This window comes from Qipengyuania vesicularis, from assembly GCF_019711415.1.
Taxonomy (GTDB): Bacteria; Pseudomonadota; Alphaproteobacteria; order Sphingomonadales; family Sphingomonadaceae; genus Qipengyuania; species Qipengyuania vesicularis.
Map to the genome: position 1 here is coordinate 187,940 of NZ_JAIGNJ010000001.1, position 15,817 is coordinate 203,756.

Consider the following 15,817-nt stretch of genomic DNA (forward strand, 5'->3'; position numbering starts at 1 on the left):
GCGCCTGCCTGAAGCCAGCGAAGAAGAGGAAGACATGCTCGACCTCGCAGCAGGCGTGCGACGCAACAGCCGCCTGTCATGCCAGATCGTGCTCGACGAGGAACTGGACGGGCTCGCCGTCACCATCCCCGCCGAGAGCCACGACATGAGCCGCTAGCTGGCTTGCGCCTTGGGATTGCGCCACCAACGGATGCGTAAACCGAAGCGGTGAAGTATCCACCTTAGAGCCAGCAGTAATAGGATGATCGGGGTCAGGAAAGTAATCGCGTAGATCAGGAATCCGATCGAGGTTCCAAGCGTGGTGCCGATAGAACGGGCAGCGGTCATCACCGGTCGGCTGAAGCCAAGTTGTGTCTCGCCAAAGAAAGGCTCGTATTCGATCCTAACCGCGCTGTATCGAATGCGGTTGCGCAACTTCTCAAGCTTTGAGCGCGTGGCGTCGATTTCTTCGTTGACGTCGGCCACGGCCTTCTCGGCTTTCAGGAGCTCATCGACCGAGCCGCGATTGTTGCGAAGGATGGCGGTGAGCTTCTCGCGCAATAGTAAGCGTGATTCCAGACGAGCCTCGCTGTCGATGATCTGTTCGCTCAAATCCTCACCGTCACGGACCGACGAGACCAATTCGCCCCCTAGCCTTTCCGCCGGACCGGAGATGTTTCCACCGAAAGTATTCGCGTCATCGGCGGCAATCTGGAGTTCGAGTTCCCCGAACCCGTCCCAGCTATCCGCGGTCGCTCGCGATATGCGCATTACCCGGCAGCGAGTGCCAAGCGACTGGCACATGGCAACGTGTGCCTGCTGGAGCTCGTCGATTTTGTTCTCACCGATCCTGAAGCCGTAGCCGTAGGTATAGGCGATCTGCGCATTCAAGGTGGCGGCATCGGCGGGCTTTGCATCGGCTGCTTCTGCTTCGGATTTGCGCGTAACCCTAGCCACGCTGTCGCGGGCGGTGGGAGCATCCTCTCCGAACAAGTCGGGCCCCGTCTCCATTGCTTCCATGAAGCCGAAAGATGTCTGAGGTGCTGAGTCGTCGGACCTCGGCTCGACCTGCGTAATCAGATCGCGCGGACTGGTTTCCGGTTCTGCTTCACTGCAACCCGCAGCAAGAAGACCAGAGAAGCCTACAAAAATGAGCGTGCGAATGTTCATTCAACCTCCTTCTCTGCCGTTGTCTCAGTCGGCCGCTCTTCAGGCCGCGTCCACCCCTCGTTGCCGATACCTGTCGATAAGCCGATCCGCTTGAAGAGCCGGATCGCGCCCCAGATCAGCAGGCCGATCGGCAGGATCACGAAGCCGAGGATCATCAGTACGGCGATGAGATTGCCGAAGATCGTCGCAAGCGAGCCCCAGGCACTCCGGATCGGGTCGAGGAAACCGCCTTCGCTGGGTGTGCCTGCCTGGTATTCGAGCGTCATGGTCGAATAGGCAACGCGGCCGCGCATCTCGTTCAGCCAGCTGCGCGCCTGGTCGATCTCTTCGTTGACCTGCGCAACGCCGCGTTCTGCCGCCACGAGTTCCGCGACCGTGCCCTTGCGGTTGCGCAGCACATCCATCAGCCGGTCGCGTAGCACGGTGCGGGCGCGCAAACGTGCCTCGGTGTCGACGATGCGCTTGGACAGGTCCTCGCCCTCGATCGATGAGGAGACAAGTTCGCCTTTCATGCCTTCGGAGGTCGCGGTCAGCGCCTTGCCGAAGGTCCGCGCCTGGCCACTGGCGATGGCGATCTGCAGGCTCCCATATGCATAGTCTCCCTCGCTCTCGCCCGAATTCATCGAGACGATCCGGCACACGCTCGGCCCTTTGGCCTCGCACATGTCGGCGTGCTTTTCCTGCATGGGGCGGATGAGGTTCGGCGCCACCCGGAAGCCGTAGGCATAGGTGTAGGCCACCTGCGGCATGCCCACGGGGACCGGCGTGGTCGCCGAGGGCGGGATTGTGTCGACCGTCTCCCGTACGGAGTTGGTTCGCGGCGGTGCAGGCGGAGGAGGTGGGGGTGACGCGATGCTGGGCAGGGATGGGCCGGACTCCATGGCCTCCATGAAGCCAAATTCGCTCTCCGGGGCCTCTGCCGCCGCTTCGATATCCATGGTGGTCGCATATTCGACCGTCTCCTTACGATCCGGCTCTCCGCACGATGCGAGAGCTAGGGCAGACAGGCCGGCCATCAAGACAGAACGTTGCATCATCGATTCTCTCCTCACCACAATTTCGCCCTATTGTGGCCACAATTCAGCCACATTTGCAAGTTGCAATGAATGATACAACGTATCCTTTAGCGAAGATGTGTCAAGTTCGGGCAAAGAGAAGGCCCCGCCGCGTGATGCGGCGAGGCCTCTGCAAAGATCAATATTTCAGTCGGTTATGCGGCTTCAAGCTCACGCTTGTCCACGCTCTCGCCGAGCATCTCGATCAGGGCCTTGCTGAATGCCGGAATGTCGTCCGGATTGCGGCTCGTGATGAGATTGCCGTCCACTGCGGCTTCGTGGTCGACCACATTTGCGCCTGCATTCTTCAGGTCGGTGCGGATCGAGGGCCAAGCGGTGACGGTCTTGCCCTTCACGATATCGGCCTCTGCCAGCAACCACGGCGCGTGGCAGATCGCTGCAATCGGCTTGCCGGCCATGTCGAATTCACGGACGATGGCGATGGCGCGCTCGTTCATTCGCAGGATATCGGGGTTCATCTGGCCGCCCGGCAGCAGCAGCGCGTCATAATCCGAGCAATCGCTCACTTCGTTGACCGTCTTGTCGACCGTGACGCTGTCACCCCAGTCCTTGTCCTTCCATCCCTTGATTTCGCCCTTTTCGAGACTCACGACGGTGGTCTCGAAACCGGCGTCTTCGAGATTGGCCTTGGGCTTCATCAGTTCCGACTGTTCAAAGCCATTGGTGGCGAGGATCATGATGCGTTTCGTCATAGGGTAACTCCTTGATTTCGTGTTACCCATGCAACGTGTGGAGACCGGCCGACGTTCCGTCGTGACAGGTGAGCCGTGGCAGTGCTAGGGCAGGCCGTGCGTGGCCCGTGTCAGGGCAGATTTCCCGGTTTGGAGTTGCTAGACATGAGCCTGCGCGAACGCGTTCGCCGACTGGTCGAGACGCGCGCTTTCGAGCGCTTCATCATCACCGTCATCGTCATCAATGCCCTTGGTCTGGGCCTCGAGACTTCTCCAGGCGTGATTGCAGGATTCGGCGAAACCATCCGTCTGCTGGACCGGATTGCGCTCGGCATATTCGTCGTCGAACTGGCGTTGAAGCTGTTTGCCTATGGCTGGCGCTTCTTCCGCAATGGCTGGAACGTCTTCGACCTTGCCATCGTCAGCGTCGCGCTGATGCCTGCATCGGGTGCATTCAGTGTCCTGCGCGCGCTGCGCATCCTTCGTGCCTTGCGCCTGATCTCGGTCGTGCCGAGCATGCGCAAGGTTATCGTCGGTCTGTTCAGCGCGATCCCCAGCATCGGCACCGTGATCGTCATGCTGCTGCTGCTGTTTTACATCAGCGCGGTCATGGCCACGAAGCTGTTCGGCGAGGCATTCCCCGAATGGTTCGGCAATCTCGGCGCGTCGCTCTATTCGCTGTTCCAGATCATGACGCTGGAGAGCTGGTCGATGGGGATCGTACGGCCGGTAATGGAGGTCTACCCTTATGCCTGGGCGTTCTTCGTGCCTTTCATCCTGCTCACCAGCTTCATCGTGCTCAACCTCTTCATCGGTGTCATCGTCAACGCCATGGCTGAGGCTACGGAAGACGAGGCGCATGACGAGCGCGAGGAAATCATCCATCAATTGAAGCTGTTGCGAGAAGAGGTTGCGCAGCTGCGCCGAGACGGCGATCATTGACCGGCTTTCACTGCTTGGAGGATCGACGATGAAACGGTTTGTACTCGGACTTCTTGCGGTCATCGCCATAATTGCCATCGGGCTGGCGGGCTACGGCTTGTGGCTCGGCCGCGATGGCGATCTCGTTACCCCGCAAGGCGAAGGGACGGTAGCGATTGCCAGCGGCGAATACGAAGCTTTCCCGCTTCCGGCCTATGCCTCCGAAGTCTTGCCCGAGGGTACCAAGAGCTACTTCGTCGAGCCCGAACCCGGCATCAAGATCCACGTGCTCGAAGTCGGAACGGGCTATCCGGTCTATCTCCAGCACGGCAACCCGACCAATGCGCTTCTCTACCGCAAGGTTGCCGGCCAGCTGCCGCTCGACACTTACCGCCTGATCATGCCGACGATGCCCGGCCTGGGATTCTCGTCGAAGATCCCGGCAAGCGAGCACACTCTCGATAATCACATGCGCTGGATGGCGGGGGTCCTTCAGGAGCTCGCGATCGAAGAGGTCATCTATGTCGGCCAGGACTGGGGTGGTCCCGTGGGAATGGGCGCACTGGCCCGCACTCCGGGTATCCTCAAGGGCGCGGTCGTGATGAACACCGGCTTCGCAGCGCCGACCGAAGAGAGAAGCCTGTCCGACGCGCATGCCATGGCAAACCGCCCGATCATCGGCGAGCTGGCGATCGGGGGGCTTTCACCGCTTTGGCCGCGATTGTCCGCGATCCAGGGCGACCCCGATTCCATGCCGGAGGATGTGATCGCGCTCTACAGCCAGCCGGTAGTCCAATCAGGAAACGAAAAAGCCCCGCTTGCGCTCATGCGGATGGTCCCGACCGGGCCGGACCATCCAAGTGCCGAGCAGATGCGCGAAATCGAGGCCTATGTCGAAACGCTGGATATTCCCGCCGCACTGGTCTGGGGAATGCGCGATCCCATCCTGGCCTCGGGGCTGGAGCGCATGAAGGCATTCTTCCCCAACGCCCCCGTGACCGAGACCGAGGCCGGTCACTTCCTGCAGGAAGAAGTGCCCGAGGAAATTGCCGCTGCGATCGTCGGCGTGCATGGCGAGCTGACCGCCGACAGTACGGACGATGAATAGCGCAGATTCCCTGTGGAAACGCCCCTCCCTATGGGCCGCGCGCATTGCTAAGCCGGTGGGATGTCCGACGCCAAGACTTTAGATGATTCTGATCCTTTCGACGCGATCGTCGATGCACCTTTCGATAGCGCCCTTTCCGAGCGGTATCTTGTTTACGCGCTGAGCACGATCACCGCGCGTTCGCTGCCCGACCTGCGCGACGGGTTGAAGCCGGTTCACCGGCGCCTGCTGTGGACCATGCGCCAGTTGAAGCTCGATCCCGCAAGTGGGTTCAAGAAGTCGGCGCGCGTAGTGGGCGAGGTCATCGGTAAATACCACCCGCATGGCGATACCGCAGCCTATGATGCCATGGTCCGCCTCGCGCAGGATTTCGCGCTGCGCTATCCGCTGGTGGAAGGGCAGGGGAACTTCGGCAATATCGATGGCGATAACGCTGCGGCCTATCGCTACACCGAGGCGCGGCTGACCAAGACGGCGATGCGCCTGATGGAAGGCCTCGACGCGGGCACGGTCGACTTCATTCCGACTTATAATAACGAGGAAGAAGAGCCGGAAATCATGCCGGGCCTCTTCCCCAACCTGTTAGCCAATGGGGCAAGCGGGATTGCGGTGGGCATGGCGACCAATATCCCGAGCCATAACGTCGCCGAGATCGTCGATGCGACGCTGGAAGTGATCGACAACCCGCATGTCGAACACGCGCGGCTGATGGAAATCTTCAAGGGGCCGGACTTCGCCACCGGCGGGGTCGTGCCCGAAAGCGCCGAGGTGATCAGCCACGCCTATGAAACGGGTCGCGGGTCCTTCCGAGTGCGCGGCCGCTTCCATGCAGCCGAAGCGGAAAAGGACGAGGACAAGGCTGCCGGCATCGAGCGGCTGGGCGGTGGCCAATGGCAGCTGGTCATTTCCGAGATTCCCTACCAGGTCGCCAAGGGCAAGCTGATCGAGCAGATCGCGCAGGCGATTGCCGACAAGAAACTCCCGATCCTCGAAGATGTGCGAGACGAAAGCGACGAGCAGATCCGCATCGTGCTCGTCCCGCGCAGCCGCAATGTGGACCCGGAGCTGCTGAAGGAGAGCATCTACAAGCTCACCGACATGGAAACGCGCTTTGGCCTCAACCTCAACGTGCTCGACCATACGCGCACGCCGATGGTGATGGGGCTGAAGGAACTGCTCGACAACTGGATCGCCAGCCAGATCGACATCCTTCAGCGCCGCAGCCAGCACCGGCTCGACCAGATCGCGCGGCGGCTGGAGCTGGTCGAAGGCTATATCATCGCCTTCCTCAACCTCGACCGCGTGATCGAAATCATCCGCACGGAGGACGAGCCCAAGCCGGTGATGATGGAGGAGTTCAAGCTCACCGACAGGCAGGCCGAGGCGATCCTCAACATGCGCCTTCGCAGCTTGCGCAAGCTGGAAGAAATGCAGCTCCGCAATGAGAAGGATGAGCTGCTCAAAGAACAGGATGAGCTGGAAAAGCTGCTCGGCAGCCCGGCCCGACAGCGCACCCGCCTGAAGCGCGACCTCAATGCGCTGCGTAAGGAATATTCGGAAGACACCGACCTCGGCCGCCGCCGCACCACCATCGAAGAGGCTGCGCCGGCGGTCGAATTCAGCATGGATGCGATGATCGAGAAGGAGCCGGTGACGGTGATCCTCTCGCAGAAGGGCTGGGTGCGCGGAGCCAAGGGCCACCTGCCGCTCGACCAAGATTTCAAATACAAGGAAGGCGATGGGCACGCTTTCGTCCTCCACGCCCAGACGACCGACAAGCTGTTGCTGATTGGTGATGACGGGCGGGTCTTCACGCTGGGGGCCGACAAGCTGCCCGGCGCACGCGGTTTCGGCGAGCCGGTTCGAAACACGCTCGACATCGATGGGCAGGCGCAGATCGTCGCGGTGATCGTGCATGCAGAGGGGCAGGAAGTCCTGCTTGCCGCCAGCACCGGCAAGGGTTTTGCCGTGACCACCGACCAGATGCTCGCCGAAACGCGCAAGGGTCGTCAGGTGATGAATGTGAAGGACAAGGTAAAGCTTGTCGTCGCGCGTCCGATCAGCAAGGCGCACGACCACGTCGCTGTGGTGGGCGAGAACCGCAAGCTGGTTGTCTTCAACCTCGAAGAGTTGCCGCGCCTCGCCAAGGGGCAGGGCAACAAACTCCAGAACTACCGCGACGGCGGCTTGTCCGACGCCACGACCTTCACGATGGAGGAAGGCCTCAGCTGGGCGATGGGCGGCAAGGGAGATCGCACTCGTACCGAGACCGAGATGTGGCAGTGGAAGGTCGCTCGCGGCGGGGCGGGGCGTCTGCCGCCACAAGGCTTCCCGCGCGACAACAAGTTCGGGTGATACAAAAAGACCGGAGGCGCTTGCGCACCCCCGGTCCCTTGCGACCCTGGTTTCCCAGGGAACTGCTTGATCTGGATTATTCGCCTGCTTCGTCGGCAGCAGCTTCAGCCTGCTTCGCGCGGGCCTGCGCCGGGGTGAGGATTTCCGCACCTTCGGCAACCGGCGTCATGTTGGCAGTCAGGTCGGCTGCGGCGTAGAGCACCATCAGCGCGCCTTCACCGTTCAGGGCGAAGCTGTCGCGGTTGAGGGTGACGATGCCGGCATCGCCCTTGAGGATGACCATGTCTTCACTGTCGACAGTGTAGACGGTGCCGACCGGCTGGCCGTCGGCGCTGAGCACGGCTGCATCGACGACGAGTACGGCGTCACGCTTTGCATTTGCTTCGGCGATCTGCGCATCCATCATGCCATCGAGCTGTTCCTTGGTCACGGTGATGGTCGGACCGGCTTCGCTCTGGCCATACATGTCGACGCCCAGCGGCACCTGATGCTTGCCGGTGTCGAGCACGGCCTGACCGTTGTCGACCGAGACGATGGTGCCGACTTCATTGCCTTCCGGACCGGTGACGGTGGCGCCTGCCACGACCTGCTCGTTGGCGAGCGCGGGGGTGGCGGCGAGTGCGACGGCTGCGAGGGCCAGCTTTGCGAGTTTCATGTGTTTCTCCAAGACGTAGTAAACTTATGCGCCCACAGCACGCGAAACGCGCTGCAAACGGGTCTGAACGGTAAGAGCGGCAACGAGAGTGGAAGCCCCGATGATGGCCGCATGCCCCCCTTCCCGAGGAAGCGGCCTGCTCTATGGCAAACCGGTTGGTCATACGCAACCGGCCTCGAGAAACCTTATGCTGCACTGCAGCTTAAGCGAATATGAAGATGGCTGAAGCTGCGGTTCAGGAAGGCGAAACCGCCCAATTCCTTCACTTCTTCAACGAATCGCTATGCCGAGAGTTCCGCATCGAGGATGGCATCGACGCGTTCGCGGGCGGGGAATCCTTCCTCAACCCAGCGTGCTTCGACCCGGCGCAATATCCGTGCGACATCGGGACCCGCACTCACGCCGCGCTGCACTATCTCGCCGCCCTTGAGCGGCAGTTGCGGGACGGTCCATTTCGCGAGCTCTTCGGTGTCTGCCCCTTGCAACAGCAAGCGGTCGAATGCCGCCTCGCTGCCCTCGTAGTAGGCCAGCGCGCGAGGATTGGCTGTGTCCTCCTCGCGCCGCGCCGCGGCGGTGACGAGGCGCGTCCGCTGCTGGCGCGACAGGCGCAGGCGGGCCGCGACGCCTTCGGCAACCCGCTCGATCGGCGGCAGAAGCGCGGCAAGACGGCGTACCGGATCGCCCGGGACGCCTTCGCGGTCTTCGGTCGCGACCAACTGGCCCAGGCATTCGATCTCGCGCGCCCGCGCTTCGGGCAGGATTACCTCGAGGACGCCGAGTTCCTGCATCAACCCGATCGTCGGTGAAGGCGCGGGAAGGGCAAGGATCGCGAGCAGTTCCATGGCCACGCGCTCCCGGCTGAGGCCCTTGAGCGTGTGGGCAAGTTCCCGGCAGGCGGTCACCGCCTCTTCATCGAGTGCATCGCCGAAACGCGCCTGGAAGCGAAAATAGCGCAGGATGCGAAGGTGATCTTCGCGAATGCGCTCGGCGGCCTCGCCGATGAAGCGCACGTGGCCGCGTTCCAGATCCTCTACCCCACCGAAGTAATCGCTGATCTCGAGGCTCTCGGGATGGGCATAGAGCGCGTTGATCGTGAAATCGCGGCGCGATGCATCTTCCTTCCACTCGGTGGCGAAGGCGACGGTCGCGCGGCGGCCATCGGTCGAGACGTCGCGGCGCAGAGTGGTGATCTCAACCGGGCCATCGGGCAGGATTGCGGTCACTGTGCCGTGGTCGATACCGGTCGGAACTGTCCTGATCCCGGCTTCCTTGCAGCGGTCGATCACCTCGGCCGGAAGCAGCGGAGTGGCGAGATCCACATCGTGGATATCCTTGCCCAGCAAGGTATCGCGCACCGCCCCGCCGACATAGCGCGCATCATCGGCACCCAGCGCTGCAATCAGCTGCGCCAGGTCTTCGCGCTTGGTCCATTCTGCTTGGGGTAGAATTGCCACCAGAACTCCGTTCGCCCTGAGCTTGTCGAAGGGCCGTACTTACTTCCAGGAGCAGCGCTAGAAGAAAAAGCGGCACTTCGACAAGCTCAGTGCGAACGGGGACGGGAGGTTGCTCTCAGTCGAACCACGCCAGACGGCGCGACAGATTGATGCAGATCGCCGCGGTCACGCCCCAGATGCGATAGCCCTCGTGGTCCATCTCGTAATAACGCCGCATGGCACCTTTCCAGAACACCTCGTTCTCGTTCCAGCGACCGGAGTCCATCAGGAGGTCGAGCGGGGCTTCGAACCAGCTTTCCACTTCGCGAGCGTTCGGGCGGATGGGAAGATCGGGCGGAACCGTGGCGAGCACCGGGGTAATGTCGAAGCCGGTCCCGGTCTGGTAGCGATCGGTTGTGCCGATTACCCGGACATGGCGTTCTTCGATGCCCAATTCCTCCCAAGCTTCGCGCAACGCTGCCTCGACCGGGTCCTCGCCGTGATCGATCTTGCCTCCGGGAAAGGCGACCTGGCCCGGATGGTCGCGCATGGTGCGCGGGCGCTGGGTCAACAATACGGTCGGGGTCTCACGCTCGGTGACTGCTATCAGCACGGCAGCATCGGCCGTCCGGTCGAGATCGGCAAATCTTGCATCCGACAGCAGGCCATCGACATCGCGCGAATGGCCCTGTTCGAACAGGTGCGCCAGGCGATCGAAGAGCGCGCTCATGCGGGCAGGAGCGAGAAGGTTTCCCCGCCACTCTCGACCGTCCAATCCTCGCCATGCGCCAGCGCGATCTGCGCAAGCTGTTCATAGGTCGAGCGATTGAGCCGCGCTTCGCAGCCGCGGCGCACGTGGAGATAGAGGGCAGGGTGGTCGGGATCGCCCGCGGCGCGGATCGGATTGTCCGGCCCGGCCACGACCAGCTCGTCGGTGTTGAGGCGGAAGGCGAGGTCGCCGTCCTTCTTGCTCACATCGGTGGCGATGAAGCAGGCATCCTCCACCTCGATGGAAAGCTTCTGGTAGGGGACGACGAGCCAGTAGCTCCCGTCGTCCTCGCGGTTCAACAGGCCTGAAAAGGCGCGGACCATCGCCGGACGGGTGATCGGGCTTTCCTCGTGCAACCAGGTGCCGTCAGCCTTTATGACCATGTGGCTGTCGTCGATATTGTCCGGCGACCATTGCTCGACCGGCGGCAGGCGGCGTTCGGCCACCGCCTCCGCAATTTCAGCAAGCGACATTCCGGCAAGTTCGGGGGGCGGGGTATAGACCATCGATGGGTGAACCGATGGCAGAGGCGAAGGTTCTCTTCAATCCTTCGCGGCGGCGCTCGTCTCGGCAGTCCACGGGCCAAGCATGCCCTCCGGTGGCAGGATCGCGGGATTGCCCGTGCGCAGCAGCAGGCGCTCGCGTTCGAACGGACCGGGGCAATGCCAGTCACCGGTATGCTCGGCAGTGAAGCTCCATTGCCCGTAATATTCGGGATCGCCGATCATGACCTGCGGGAAGGGCGGTGCGCCCTGGTCGAAGGCGGCATCGACCGCGCCGAGGCTGGCGGCCATCAGCGCCCTTCCAAAGCCTTCGCCCTGCCGCCCGGGGACGACTGCCACCGGCCCTACCATGATGAGCGGATGCGGGCGCCCCTTCGGATCGGTTAGCGCGACCGGCCAGAGCTGGATCGACCCGGCGAGATAGTCCTCCTCGTCGAGCACGGCAAAGCTCATGGCGGGCAGATAGTCGACGCCATCGCGAATGCGGTAAGCGGTACGCGCGTGGCGTTGCTCGCCGAAAGCGGCATCGAGCAGTTGCTCTACCAGCGCTGGATCGACCGCGGAGAGGGGAACGAGTGTCGCCATGGGCTGCGCCGATTAAGCGCGCGGTGCCGGGGTGTCGATCAAATTTCGCTTACTGCGGGCGAAGTTCGAGCAACCTGCCTCCGCTGCCATCCTCAAGCACCCACAGCGCACCGTCAGGCCCTTCGATGACCGAACGGATGCGCTTGCCCATGTCGTAGCGCGCAACCTCGATCGCGCTTTCGCCATCGATCGCCACGCGGACGATAGCGTTGGAGGAAAGCCCAGAGATCAGAGCGTCGCCTTTCATGCCGTCGAACAAGCTGCCGCGATAGAAGACCATGTTCCCCGGCGCGATTACAGGCGTCCAGCTGATCGCTGGCTTGGCAAAACCGTCATCCGCCGAGTGATCGGGGATGTTGTCGCCATTGTAGTGCACCCCGTTCGAACGCACCGGCCAGCCGTAATTCGCGCCGCGCTTGACCAGGTTGAGCTCATCGCCGCCCTTGGGGCCGTGCTCCATGTCCCAGAGCCTGCCCTGCGCATCGAAATCCATGCCGAGGATGTTGCGATGACCGTAGGACCAGATTTCGTCGCCGAACGGGTTGTCGGCAGCCGCGCTGCCATCGAGGTTCAGTCGTACGATCGAGCCGAGCGTGTTCGAGCGATCCTGTGCCGGGTCGAGCTTCTGCCGATCGCCGCTGGCCACATACATGTAGCGTTCGTCCGGGCTGAACAGGATCCGGTGCGAATAGTGCCCGCGGCCAGTGGTCTTCGGCGCCTGTCGCCAGATCACTTCCATGTTGCGGATTTCGCAGCTCTGGTGATCCTCGCACACCATCTGCCCGCGGCCGACGACTGCGCCGCGCGTGTCGCCGCTGCCGGCCTCGGCCCAGCTGAGGTAAATCGTGCGGCGATCGATGGTCGACGAGGCCTCGCTCGGCAGGAAGGCGATGTCGCCAAGCCCGCCCTGGCCGCCGTAGTCGACCTGCGGGACGCCGGTGAAGAAGATTGCGCGCTGGTTCGCCGTGTTCATGCCGCGGATCGATCCACCCTTCTCGGTGACGACGATGACGTCGGTCCCCGGCACGAAGGCCGCAGCCCATGGCTCGTCGAAACTGCCATGCTCGCTGACGGCGAAATTGCCGTCGAAGCCAGCGGTGGTCGAGGTCGGGGAAGGCGTCGAGACGGTTTCCCCGCCGCCAGTGGTGGACGAACCCGAGCCGCAGCTTGAAGCCATCAGCAGCGGCGATAGGGTGGCGAGGAGGATTGTCACGCATTTCATGTTTTCATCTGCTCCCGAACTTGATCTTGGCGATGCCCCGCTTGTCGTGGGGGTGGACGAGGCCGGACGTGGCCCCCTGGCCGGTCCCGTCGTGGCCGCTGCGGTGGTCCTGTGCAAACCATGCCCCGACGGGCTGGATGACTCCAAAAAGCTTTCCGCGCGCGCACGTTCCAGACTCGAACCGCAAATTCTGACACGTTGCGCCTGGGGGCTGGCGGTGGTCGAGCCGGAAGAGATCGACCGGCTCAACATTTTCGGCGCAACCATGCTGGCGATGACGCTGGCGACGCAGCGCTGTGTCGAGGCGCTCGGAACGCAGCCGGTGGAAGTGCTGATCGACGGCAACATGACCCCGCAAGGCCGCCGCGAGGAATGGCGCTGGCCCGCCCGCGCGATCGTGGGCGGCGACGGGCTGGAGCCATGCATTTCCGCCGCCTCGATCCTGGCCAAGGAACATCGCGACAGGATCATGATCGCGGCCGCCGAACGCCACCCCGAATATGGCTGGGTCAGCAACAAGGGCTATGGTTCGAAAGCGCATATGGAGGCGCTTCGCATCCACGGCCCGACCCCGCTCCACCGCCGCAGCTTCGCACCGGTCAGCCAGATGGAATTGCTCTAGCGGGTGACTTCGACCTCGATATCGCCGAGCCAGTTCGAGGCATAGCGCACGCTATCGCCCGGCTGGAGGTAGTGGCGGGTCTCCAGCTCGTTGGCGATGAAGGTCTCGCGGGCGCTGTCCATGAAATCGCGCCCCGATAGCGGGCCTCCCTGCAGGACATAGGCCGCGACCGCCTCGATCATGTCGCCGCGAGTGGGGCCGGTGAAGATCGTGCCTTCGGAGGTGCCCGACATCAGCGTGGTCGAGGTGTCGATGCGCTCTCCTTTGGCCAGTTTCACGAATCCGCCGTCGTAGAAGAAGCGCGCTTCGCCCATGTCGCCCAGCGCTTTCTCGGCAAGTTCCCCGAAGTCCAACGTCATCTCCCGCCCGCGCGCGTCCTGCCGGGGTTCGCCGTTGACTCTGGTGGTCATGCGCAGATCGGCCGTGAAGGCCTCCCAGTCGCGCGGGATCACGAGGAAGGGGCCAGTGGGGAAGAAATCGGGTCCGCTCTTCGCGTCGGAGAAGCCATAGCCGCTGTCGAGATTGTCCGGGTCCGCCATTTCGACCAGCGCATTGCGGTTGGTGAAGTCGGCGCAAAGGAACAGGCCCTTCACCGCGGCATCGAAATCCGCCCGGCTGGCGATGTCGCGGTCGAAGCGCATGCAGAACTCGACTTCGTAATCGAGCAGCACGCCGTCCTCTGCGCGCACCTGCGTGCGGGCAGGCGTCGCAGGGCCGAACTTGGGGAAGATGAAGACGCTGCCGCTGTTGGCTTCCTCGGCATGTTCGGGGAAGTTGGTCCCGATACCGATATGGCGCGTGCCATCGGTCCCGGTAGGCAGGAGGTCGGCGATGGAGATGGTGCGTTCGCGCCCGGGCAGGTCGCGCGGATCGAATTCGGCGGATGCCAGGGCGACGAAGGGATCGGCACTGGCCTCGGCACCCAGTTCGCGCAGGTCGATACCGCTCACACTGTCGCCGTCGAAGCCCAGCACCAGCAGCGTTGCGATCGTCTCGCCCTCCTTGAACCGGGCCAGCGTTACCGCCTCTTCCATGGGGGCGATCCGGGCCGCTAGCGGCTCATCCTCGAAACTCGCCGGATTGTAGCGCGGGTCGGGGGAAGTAGCCCACGCGATGACCACACCTGCTGCCGCGAGGCCAACCGCACCAAGCACGCCCTTGCCAAACCATCCCATACACCCCGTCTCCTGCCGCCAAGCAACCGCTCCCCGACCCTAGAGCGAAAGACGGCAGAACCCAAAATCGGCATATCGCAAGGCGATTGAGTCCTTCGCGCCACACCGCATCATCTGGAGTCCGCGCGGGCGGGGCGGACTCAACATCTAGTGGGGACTCGTTTCGTTCCGCTTATGGTTAACACCATCTTTAGGACTTGCGGCTAAACAACTGTCTTGACCCGGAATCCATTTGGACTCACCCTGTGGATAACTTTGGACAGGGGTAATGACATGGCGGTCCTGGAGACCACGAAGACGCGCGCCGCTACGGCAGCGAAGGCGAAACCGGCGCAGAAAGCCGTGGACTTGCCATTGGGGCAGATCCTCGATGGCGACTGCGTGGAAGCCATGCGCAAAATCCCCGATGCGAGCATCGATCTCGTCTTCGCGGACCCGCCCTACAACCTCCAGCTTGGCGGCGATCTCAACCGGCCCGATGGCAGCCATGTCGATGCGGTGACCGACGATTGGGACAAGTTCGACACCTTCCAGCTCTATGACGATTTCACCCGCGCCTGGCTGACCGAGGCCAAGCGCATCCTCAAGCCCGATGGCGGGCTGTGGGTGATCGGCAGCTATCACAATATCTACCGCGTCGGCGCGATCCTGCAGGACCTGGGCTTCTGGATCCTCAACGACATCGTGTGGCGCAAGTCGAACCCCATGCCCAATTTCCGCGGCACCCGCTTCACCAATGCGCATGAGACGCTGCTGTGGTGTTCGCAGGGCGAGAAGGCGAAGTACCACTTCAACTACCGCGCGATGAAGACGCTGAACGACGAGCTCCAGATGCGCAGCGATTGGGTCCTGCCGATCTGCAACGGGGCCGAGCGGCTGAAAGAGGGCGGTCACAAGGTCCACCCGACGCAAAAGCCCGAAGCGCTGCTCTACCGCGTGCTGCTCTCCACGACGGAAAAGGGCGACGTCGTGCTCGACCCCTTCTTCGGCACCGGCACCACGGGCGCTGTGGCCAAGCGTCTGGGCCGCAACTGGATAGGTTGCGAACGCGAGAATGTCTATCGCGATGCCGCGCTGAAGCGGATCGACAAGGAACTCCCGCTCGACGAAAGCGCGCTCACCACCATGCAGGCCGGCCGCAGCGCCCCCAAGGTGGCCTTCGGCGCGCTGGTCGAGAACGGCTATTTGAAGCCCGGCACCGAACTGTTCGACAAGAAACGCCGCTGGATCGCCACGGTACGCGCCGATGGCTCGCTGGCGTGCGGCAAGCAGACAGGCAGCATCCACGGTCTGGGCAAGGACCTACAAGGCGCCCCCAGCTGCAACGGCTGGACCTTCTGGCACTACGAGGTGGATGGCGACGTAAAGCCCATCGACGCCGCGCGGCAGTTGTACCTGCTGGCGGTGGAGGATTGAGCAACGTCTAGTTCGGAGAGAAAGCAATAAAGAGTTGGCGCATTCTTTCCATAACCGAGCTAGTCCCTATAGCTATCTGTCACGATGCCATTGCAAACAATGCAGGCAGCCTCGCCCTCTTGAGTTCGCCAACGGCAGAACTCCGTGATCGGGCAGT

At 62.7% G+C, this 15,817-nt stretch carries 15 protein-coding genes and 1 pseudogene; 6 read left to right on the forward strand and 10 right to left on the reverse strand.

The window, feature by feature from the left end; translation table 11 throughout:
* Position 1: 1 nt before the first annotated feature.
* A pseudogene (locus tag K3146_RS00950) lies at positions 2 to 157 on the forward strand (2Fe-2S iron-sulfur cluster-binding family protein); the annotation flags it as partial.
* Here K3146_RS00950 and K3146_RS00955 read toward each other — a convergent pair.
* The 3 genes from K3146_RS00955 to K3146_RS00965 all read right to left on the reverse strand — a co-directional run bounded on the left by K3146_RS00955 (position 154) and on the right by K3146_RS00965 (position 2,917).
* Entirely contained in the window at positions 154 to 1,149 is a 996-nt protein-coding gene (locus tag K3146_RS00955; protein ID WP_221544346.1) for a DUF4349 domain-containing protein, read from the reverse strand. The pseudogene K3146_RS00950 and the gene K3146_RS00955 sit on opposite strands and share 4 nt — an antisense overlap.
* A complete protein-coding gene (locus tag K3146_RS00960) occupies positions 1,146 to 2,186 on the reverse strand; it encodes a DUF4349 domain-containing protein (RefSeq protein WP_221544347.1) in 1,041 nt (346 codons plus the stop codon). Before K3146_RS00960 ends, K3146_RS00955 begins: the two co-directional genes overlap by 4 nt.
* 173 nt (positions 2,187 to 2,359) lie before the next feature.
* On the reverse strand, positions 2,360 to 2,917 hold the full coding sequence (locus K3146_RS00965; protein WP_221544348.1) for a type 1 glutamine amidotransferase domain-containing protein: 558 nt from the start codon (positions 2,915 to 2,917) through the stop codon (positions 2,360 to 2,362).
* Between the two features lie 144 nt (positions 2,918 to 3,061).
* On the opposite strand from K3146_RS00965, the gene K3146_RS00970 reads away from it, so the two are divergent.
* Genes K3146_RS00970 through parC form a run of 3 tightly spaced genes read left to right on the forward strand, consistent with a single transcriptional unit; the run spans position 3,062 to position 7,280 of the window.
* On the forward strand, positions 3,062 to 3,838 hold the full coding sequence (locus K3146_RS00970) for an ion transporter (protein WP_221544349.1): 777 nt from the start codon (positions 3,062 to 3,064) through the stop codon (positions 3,836 to 3,838).
* 28 nt (positions 3,839 to 3,866) lie between these two features.
* Entirely contained in the window at positions 3,867 to 4,925 is a 1,059-nt protein-coding gene (locus K3146_RS00975) for an alpha/beta fold hydrolase (protein WP_221544350.1), read from the forward strand.
* Positions 4,926 to 4,985: 60 nt separating this feature from the next.
* Positions 4,986 to 7,280 carry a DNA topoisomerase IV subunit A gene (gene parC / locus K3146_RS00980; RefSeq protein ID WP_221544351.1) on the forward strand — a complete coding sequence of 765 codons (2,295 nt, stop codon included), beginning with the start codon at positions 4,986 to 4,988 and terminating at the stop codon, positions 7,278 to 7,280.
* Between the two features lie 76 nt (positions 7,281 to 7,356).
* Here parC and K3146_RS00985 read toward each other — a convergent pair whose 3' ends face one another.
* The 6 genes from K3146_RS00985 to K3146_RS01010 all read right to left on the reverse strand — a co-directional run bounded on the left by K3146_RS00985 (position 7,357) and on the right by K3146_RS01010 (position 12,447).
* A complete protein-coding gene (locus K3146_RS00985; RefSeq protein ID WP_221544352.1) occupies positions 7,357 to 7,935 on the reverse strand; it encodes a hypothetical protein in 579 nt (192 codons plus the stop codon).
* 281 nt (positions 7,936 to 8,216) lie between these two features.
* On the reverse strand, positions 8,217 to 9,392 hold the full coding sequence (locus K3146_RS00990) for a CCA tRNA nucleotidyltransferase (protein WP_247711033.1): 1,176 nt from the start codon (positions 9,390 to 9,392) through the stop codon (positions 8,217 to 8,219).
* A gap of 112 nt (positions 9,393 to 9,504) precedes the next feature.
* Positions 9,505 to 10,098, reverse strand: coding sequence for a CoA pyrophosphatase (locus K3146_RS00995; RefSeq protein WP_221544354.1), 594 nt, complete (start codon positions 10,096 to 10,098; stop codon positions 9,505 to 9,507).
* On the reverse strand, positions 10,095 to 10,643 hold the full coding sequence (locus K3146_RS01000; protein ID WP_221544355.1) for a DUF1285 domain-containing protein: 549 nt from the start codon (positions 10,641 to 10,643) through the stop codon (positions 10,095 to 10,097). Before K3146_RS01000 ends, K3146_RS00995 begins: the two co-directional genes overlap by 4 nt.
* Before the next feature lie 36 nt (positions 10,644 to 10,679).
* Positions 10,680 to 11,225 carry a GNAT family N-acetyltransferase gene (locus tag K3146_RS01005; protein WP_221544356.1) on the reverse strand — a complete coding sequence of 182 codons (546 nt, stop codon included), beginning with the start codon at positions 11,223 to 11,225 and terminating at the stop codon, positions 10,680 to 10,682.
* A gap of 49 nt (positions 11,226 to 11,274) precedes the next feature.
* Entirely contained in the window at positions 11,275 to 12,447 is a 1,173-nt protein-coding gene (locus K3146_RS01010; RefSeq protein WP_221544357.1) for a PQQ-dependent sugar dehydrogenase, read from the reverse strand.
* Between K3146_RS01010 and K3146_RS01015 the strand changes: the two genes are divergently transcribed.
* On the forward strand, positions 12,446 to 13,069 hold the full coding sequence (locus K3146_RS01015) for a ribonuclease HII (protein ID WP_221544358.1): 624 nt from the start codon (positions 12,446 to 12,448) through the stop codon (positions 13,067 to 13,069). The genes K3146_RS01010 and K3146_RS01015 overlap by 2 nt on opposite strands.
* Here K3146_RS01015 and K3146_RS01020 read toward each other — a convergent pair.
* Positions 13,066 to 14,244: a fumarylacetoacetate hydrolase family protein gene (locus tag K3146_RS01020; protein ID WP_221544359.1), complete on the reverse strand. Its 1,179-nt coding sequence runs from the start codon at positions 14,242 to 14,244 to the stop codon at positions 13,066 to 13,068. The two genes, K3146_RS01015 and K3146_RS01020, sit on opposite strands and share 4 nt — an antisense overlap.
* A 273-nt stretch (positions 14,245 to 14,517) precedes the next feature.
* Here K3146_RS01020 and K3146_RS01025 point away from each other — a divergent pair, with 273 nt between their 5' ends.
* Positions 14,518 to 15,660 (forward strand): site-specific DNA-methyltransferase, encoded by a 1,143-nt coding sequence (locus K3146_RS01025; RefSeq protein ID WP_282098453.1) that lies wholly within the window; start codon positions 14,518 to 14,520, stop codon positions 15,658 to 15,660.
* The last annotated feature ends 157 nt before the right edge of the window (positions 15,661 to 15,817 follow it).